This is a genomic window from Trinickia sp. (assembly GCF_051961175.1).
Taxonomy (GTDB): domain Bacteria; phylum Pseudomonadota; class Gammaproteobacteria; order Burkholderiales; family Burkholderiaceae; genus Trinickia.
Map to the genome: position 1 here is coordinate 1 of NZ_JBQCDN010000102.1, position 6,013 is coordinate 6,013.

Genomic DNA, 6,013 nt, shown 5'->3' on the forward strand with positions numbered 1-6,013 from the left:
GAATCTGCGGGTTGCGTGAAGGTACCTGCGGCCCCGAGGCGCCGCTCGCCGACGATCCAGTTCTGCTCGATCAAATCAAGGAGCAGATCGAAATCGGCATCAAATACCAGGGCTACATCGAACGCCAGGCCGACGAGATAGAACGTAACGAAGCGAACGAAAGCACCCGGCTTCCGAACGGGATCGACTACGCGTCCGTTAGAGGGTTATCGTTCGAAGCCCGTCAAAAGTTGAACCAATTCCGGCCCGAAACGATCGGTCAGGCATCGCGCATTTCGGGCATTACGCCGGCGACGATTTCCCTGCTGATGGTACATCTGAAGAAAGGGCTGGGGCGACGAGCGTCCGCAGTAGCTGCCGAAACGAACAGCGTCGATGGAAGCCGGGCCGATGCGGCTCCGGGCGCCCAATGACGGGCTCACGCGCCAATGGGGCGCGCTCCAACGACCGCGCTTCATGGTTGGAGCTTCTGCGTGCCGGTGCAGGTGAACTCGGCGTCACGCTATTGGACGCGCAATTTGACCGTTTGCTTGATTACGTCGCTTTGCTGGCGAAGTGGAACGCCGTCTACAACTTGACGGCGATTCGTGACCCTCGCCAGATGTTGATCCCACATATCCTGGATTCGCTTTCGATCATCCCGCATCTTGCCGCGCGAGCAGGGCGGTCCATTCTCGATGTGGGTTCGGGCGGCGGTTTGCCCGGCATCGTGCTCGCTATCGCGCTCCCGGAACGCCAGGTGACGCTGAACGATATCGTGCAGAAAAAGTCGGCGTTCCAAGCGCAGGCGAAGGCTGAACTGAAGCTCGATAACCTGTCAGTCGTCACGGGCCGCGTCGAAAATCTGCGTCCCGGCATCGAGGTCGCGGAAAAATTCGATGCAATCGTCTCTCGTGCATTCGCAGACCTCGCCGATTTCGTTACACTTGCGCGTCATTTGGTGAATGAGCAGGGCGCGATCTGGGCGATGAAGGGTGTGCGTCCCGATGACGAAATCGGGCGGTTGCCTGCCGGCACGCGGGCGGCCGAGATCGTCCAGCTTCGCGTGCCGTTCCTCGACGCCGAACGGCATCTGATCCAAGTCGTGCTCGATTAATCGATCGCGTCATCGCAGTAACGTGGCAACGCACACGCGTTCCCTATGTCAACAGACCTAGATCTCCGAACGATGGCAAAAATTTTCTGCGTGGCGAACCAAAAGGGCGGTGTCGGCAAGACGACGACGGCGGTCAATCTCGCCGCGAGTCTCGCTTCGCAGGGGCAACGTGTTTTGTTGATCGATCTCGATCCGCAGGGCAATGCGACGATGGGCAGCGGGATCAACAAGGCCGAATGCGAGAACACTGTCTATGAGGTGCTCGTCGATGGTGTCTCCGTTGCCGAGGCGCGTGTGAAGTCCGAGACCGTCCCATACGACGTGCTGCCCGCCAATCGCGAGCTCGCGGGCGCTGAAATCGAACTCGTCAGTGTCGATAATCGTGAAAGGCAGTTGAAAGCAGCGCTGGCGGTGGTGGTCGACGATTACGATTTCGTGCTGATCGATTGCCCGCCGGCCTTGTCGCTGTTGACGCTCAACGCCTTGTGCGCTGCGCACGGCGTCGTCATCCCGATGCAGTGCGAGTATTTCGCGCTCGAGGGGCTGTCCGATCTCGTCAATACGATCAAGCAGGTCCACGCGAACCTCAATCGCGATTTGAAGGTCATCGGCTTGCTGCGCGTGATGTTCGATCCGCGTATCACGTTGCAGCAACAGGTATCGGATCAGCTCAAGGAGCATTTCGGCGACAAGGTGTTCGACGCGGTGATTCCGCGCAACGTCCGCCTTGCCGAGGCGCCAAGCTATGGACTGCCGGGGGTCGTATTCGATCGCGCGTCGCGTGGCGCGCAAGCGTATGTCCAGTTCGGCGCGGAGATGATTGAACGAGTGCGGGCGCTATGAGTACAGTGCGACGCGACAGAAAAGCGGATCAAGGGAATGCGATGAACGCCGTAGCGAAAAAGAAGGGATTGGGGCGAGGCCTGGAAGCGTTGCTGGGCGGCAGCGCCGATATCACGACAGCCGTGCGCAGCGAAGGGCAGCCGAACGTGCTGCCGCTCGGCAAATTGCAGGCTGGCAAGTATCAGCCGCGCACGCGTATGGACGAAGGCAGCCTGCAGGAGTTGGCGGCGAGTATCCGTGCGCAGGGTGTGATGCAGCCGATCCTCGTGCGGCCAGTCTCGGAGGAGAAATACGAGATCATCGCCGGCGAGCGTCGTTTCCGTGCCGCGCATATCGCGGGGCTCGCCGAGGTTCCGGTGCTCGTCAAGGATGTGCCGGACCAAGCCGCGGCGGCGATGGCCCTCATCGAGAACATCCAGCGTGAGGACCTGAATCCGCTCGAAGAGGCGCAGGGCATTCAGCGGTTGCTGGACGAGTTCGATTTCACGCACGAGCAGGCGGCGGAATCGGTGGGGCGTTCCCGCAGCGCGGTGTCGAATCTGCTGCGGTTGCTCAATCTCGCACATCCCGTGCAGACGATGCTGCTCGCAGGCGATCTCGACATGGGTCATGCTCGCGCGTTGTTGGCGGTCGATTCCGCGACGCAGATCACGCTGGCCAATCAAGTCGTGAACAAGCGGATGTCCGTGCGTGAAACGGAGCGGCTGGTCACGTCGACAACGAAGGCCGAGCCCGCGGTGAAAGCGCGCGCCAATCAAGATGGCGGCCGCGATACGCGTCGCCTCGAGGAAGAGCTGTCCGATTTGCTCGCATCAGCCGTGAGGATCAAGCTCGGGCGGCGCGGCCGTGGCCAACTGCAGATCGAATTCGGCGATCTCGATGCGCTGGACGGCATCCTCGCGCGGCTGCGCGGCGGCCAGACGCACTAAGTTAAGCGGCACGCTATACCCGCACAGCCTTCGCTCTCCAGCCAGCCTGACTATCTATGCCGACCGTCGACGACGTGCGCCTGACCCCCGCGAACCTGCCTCGCAGGATCGTTTCGTTTGCATTGAAAGAGCCGGTGCTCGCGATTCTTGTGGTCGTGCTTGCGGTGCTTCAATGCACGCGCGCGCAACCGTGGCTCACGTTGCCGCGGCTCGTCGATTGGCCGACCGTGCTGACCCTGGCCGGGCTGCTGATGTTGACCAAGGCCATCGAGCTGTCGGGTCTGTTGATGTGGCTGGCGCATCGCGTCGTCCATCACGTTCGTTCCGAGCGTGCGCTGGCCTGCTTGTTGATCGGGCTGGCGGCCGCGCTGTCGATGCTCGTGACGAACGACGTCGCGCTCTTCGTCGTCATTCCGCTCGTGTTATCGCTGCATGCGCTGACACCGCTTCCCGTCAAACGGCTTACGATCTTTCTGGCGCTGGCCGTTAACGCCGGTTCCGTCCTCACCCCGCTCGGCAACCCGCAGAACCTGTTCCTGTGGCAGGTGGGCGGTGTATCGTTCGGGCGCTTCGTGTGGGCGCTGGCGCCGCTGTGCGCGGTGCTGATGGCCATGTTGTACGCCATGGCGTGCTTCGCCTTCCGAGCGAGGCCGCTCGACCTGTCGAAAGATGCCGCCAAGGAGCGCGTCGACCGCGCCTACGCGGGCGTCGCGGCTGCGCTCTTCATAGCGTTCGTCTTGCTGGCCGATTCGCATCACCCCGGTATCGGCCTGATCGGCGTCGCCGGCGGCTTCCTGTTGTGGCGACGCGACGCCGTGCTCAAGATCGACTGGGCACTGCTGCTGATTTTCGTATTGATGTTCATCGTGCTGCGCAGTGTCGCCGCGCTGCCTTGGGTACACGAGAGCGTCGCTCAACTCGGTCTTCAAACGGCACTGCGCGCTTATGTCGCAGGTGCTGTGTTGTCGCAGGGCATCAGCAACGTGCCCGCCGCGATCATGCTTGCCGAATTCACGCAGGACTGGCGTGCATTGGCGTTCGGCGTCAGCGTGGGCGGCTTCGGTATCGCGATCGGCTCGCTGGCCAATCTCATCGCCGTGCGGCTCTCGAAGACGCGCGGGATCTGGCTGCCGTTTCATCTTGTCTCTATTCCCTTTTGGCTCGTCGCCGTTGTGCTTGGCGGATGGTTGCTCACGCATCTTTGAACGATGGCGCGGCGGGATCGACGCGATGGCCGCCGTGCCTTTCGATTTGGTTAGACGAGGGGCCTGTGCAGCCACGCGGGGCGTCGCTTCCAAGCAGTTTTTTGTCGCAGCTAAAGTCTTGAATCGCCTGCAACTATCGCTTACAATCGCCCGGATTTATTAGCTAGGCAGCCCCGTAAGCACAGCGAAAGCTGCGGGTAGGAAACTGGGTTACGTAGGCAGGATAGAGCGATGGCGGATCGAGAGCCGAGCACAAGGCACGACGAACGCGCGCGACATGATCCTTCTTCCGCTCGCGCCGTTGGTCGTTCCGAAACGAACGACGATGCGTGGGATGCCGAGCAGCAAGATAAGAATTTCGTTCCGCTCACGCGGGCCGAGGCTGAAAAGCTCTTCGGCGCGCAGGTGAGCCGCCCGTCGCGCGTCACGCCGTTCAAGGTGGTGAAAGCGCAAGTGGTTTTGTCCCTGGTCGTCACGCTGGTTTGGTGGCTGTTTTCTAAGCCGCCGGGTCCTGCTGCGCTGTCGGCCTTGTTGGGTGGAGCGATTTGCTGGGTGCCGAGCGCGTTGTTCGCGGCACGTCTGAAAGGGGCGGGCGCCGCCGGATCCATCCTCACGTGGATGATCGGCGAAATGCTGAAGATGGGGGTGACGGTCGCGATGTTCGTCGCGGTGGCCGTCTGGTATCACGACGTGCGGTGGCTGCCGCTCCTCGTGACCTTCCTCGTCACGCTGCAGACGTACTGGTTGGCGCTGGGCATGCGGTAGTAAGAATGGGATGACGGTGGGCGGCCGGCGGCGCGCGCGACGATGAACGCGGCGCGCCGGCGTTCGCCGCGTTCGCGCGGCGTGTCGAGCGCGTGCGTGCGAACACCGAACGATTTTCGACAATTTAGGTGGCAATAAACGATATGGCAGCTACAGAAAGCACGCGCTTGGATCCGTCCGAGTACATCGCGCACCACTTGCAAAACTTCGCTACCGCGCACCAGACGTCGATCATCGATATGCACGTCTTGAACATCGACACGCTGTTCTGGTCGATCCTGTGCGGCCTCGTGACGATCCTCATCCTGCGCATGGCCGCACGCAGCGCCACGCCCGGCGTGCCGAGCCGCTTCCAATGCGCCATCGAGATGCTGGTCGAGATGGTTGAAGACCAATCGAAGGCGATCATCCACGGCAATCGCACGTTCATCGCTCCGCTGGCCCTGTTCGTATTCGTCTGGGTCGCGCTGATGAACTCGCTCGATTTCATCCCCGTCGATCTGCCTGGCCGTGTGATCGGCTGGCTTGGCCTGTCCGGCGTCATCTCGCACCACCGCATCGTCCCGACGGCCGATCTGAACGGCACGTTCGGCATCGCGCTGGGCGTGTTCGTGCTGATGATCTACTACAACTTCAAGATCAAGGGCGCGGGCGGCTTCCTTCACGAACTGCTGTCGGCCCCGTTCGGCGCGCATCCGCTGCTGTGGATCCCGAACCTTGCATTGAACATCATCGAGTTCGTCGCCAAGACGGTTTCGCTCGCGTTGCGGTTGTTCGGCAACATGTACGCGGGCGAGCTGCTGTTCCTGCTCATCGCATTGCTCGGCAGCCTCTGGACCTTCGGCGCGGACACGACGGTGCTCGGCTTCGTGGGCCACGTGATCGCAGGCACCGTCTGGGCGATCTTCCACATCCTGATCGTCTTGTTGCAAGCGTTCATCTTCATGATGCTGACGCTCGTGTACATCGGTCAGGCGCACGACAAGCACTGATTTCAGCGCGGGTCGCGCGGAGTAGATTCGTTTTCCGTTTCTTTAAATCCAGTTCTAAAAAGTCTTTTACAAAGGAGTGATCATGCAAGCTTTCATCGCCAACATCCAAGGTCTGACCGCCATCGGTATCGGCATCATCATCGGCCTGGGTGCAATCGGCGCCTGTATCGGTATCGGCCTGAT

General features: G+C 61.4%; 6 protein-coding genes and 2 pseudogenes. All 8 read left to right on the top strand.

Annotation, left to right across the window (positions count from 1 at the left end; translation table 11 throughout):
• Window positions 1–413: pseudogene (gidA, locus tag ACTHL0_RS05285) on the top strand (tRNA uridine-5-carboxymethylaminomethyl(34) synthesis enzyme MnmG); the annotation flags it as partial.
• Window positions 410–1,096, top strand: coding sequence for a 16S rRNA (guanine(527)-N(7))-methyltransferase RsmG (gene rsmG, locus ACTHL0_RS05290; protein ID WP_440565544.1), 687 nt, complete (start codon window positions 410–412; stop codon window positions 1,094–1,096). The pseudogene gidA and the gene rsmG, both read left to right, overlap by 4 nt.
• 72 nt (window positions 1,097–1,168) lie before the next feature.
• Window positions 1,169–1,939 (top strand): ParA family protein, encoded by a 771-nt coding sequence (locus ACTHL0_RS05295; RefSeq protein ID WP_440565545.1) that lies wholly within the window; start codon window positions 1,169–1,171, stop codon window positions 1,937–1,939.
• Window positions 1,940–1,980: 41 nt separating this feature from the next.
• Complete coding sequence (locus ACTHL0_RS05300) at window positions 1,981–2,868, top strand: ParB/RepB/Spo0J family partition protein (protein WP_440565546.1); 888 nt, start codon at window positions 1,981–1,983, stop codon at window positions 2,866–2,868.
• A gap of 56 nt (window positions 2,869–2,924) precedes the next feature.
• Window positions 2,925–4,073 (top strand): SLC13 family permease, encoded by a 1,149-nt coding sequence (locus tag ACTHL0_RS05305; protein ID WP_440565548.1) that lies wholly within the window; start codon window positions 2,925–2,927, stop codon window positions 4,071–4,073.
• A 231-nt stretch (window positions 4,074–4,304) separates the two neighbouring features.
• Window positions 4,305–4,838, top strand: coding sequence for an ATP synthase subunit I (locus tag ACTHL0_RS05310; RefSeq protein ID WP_440565549.1), 534 nt, complete (start codon window positions 4,305–4,307; stop codon window positions 4,836–4,838).
• A gap of 143 nt (window positions 4,839–4,981) precedes the next feature.
• Entirely contained in the window at window positions 4,982–5,830 is an 849-nt protein-coding gene (gene atpB, locus ACTHL0_RS05315) for a F0F1 ATP synthase subunit A (RefSeq protein WP_440565550.1), read from the top strand.
• 82 nt (window positions 5,831–5,912) lie between these two features.
• Window positions 5,913–6,013, top strand: a pseudogene (locus ACTHL0_RS05320) (F0F1 ATP synthase subunit C); the annotation flags it as partial.

Coding starts and splice junctions, on each gene's coding strand:
- ACTHL0_RS05310 (WP_440565549.1), top strand. CDS start 4,305: ATGGCGGATCGAGAGCCGAGCACAAGGCACGACGAACGCGCGCGACAT.
- ACTHL0_RS05305 (WP_440565548.1), top strand. CDS start 2,925: ATGCCGACCGTCGACGACGTGCGCCTGACCCCCGCGAACCTGCCTCGC.
- atpB (WP_440565550.1), top strand. CDS start 4,982: ATGGCAGCTACAGAAAGCACGCGCTTGGATCCGTCCGAGTACATCGCG.
- ACTHL0_RS05300 (WP_440565546.1), top strand. CDS start 1,981: ATGAACGCCGTAGCGAAAAAGAAGGGATTGGGGCGAGGCCTGGAAGCG.
- ACTHL0_RS05295 (WP_440565545.1), top strand. CDS start 1,169: ATGGCAAAAATTTTCTGCGTGGCGAACCAAAAGGGCGGTGTCGGCAAG.
- rsmG (WP_440565544.1), top strand. CDS start 410: ATGACGGGCTCACGCGCCAATGGGGCGCGCTCCAACGACCGCGCTTCA.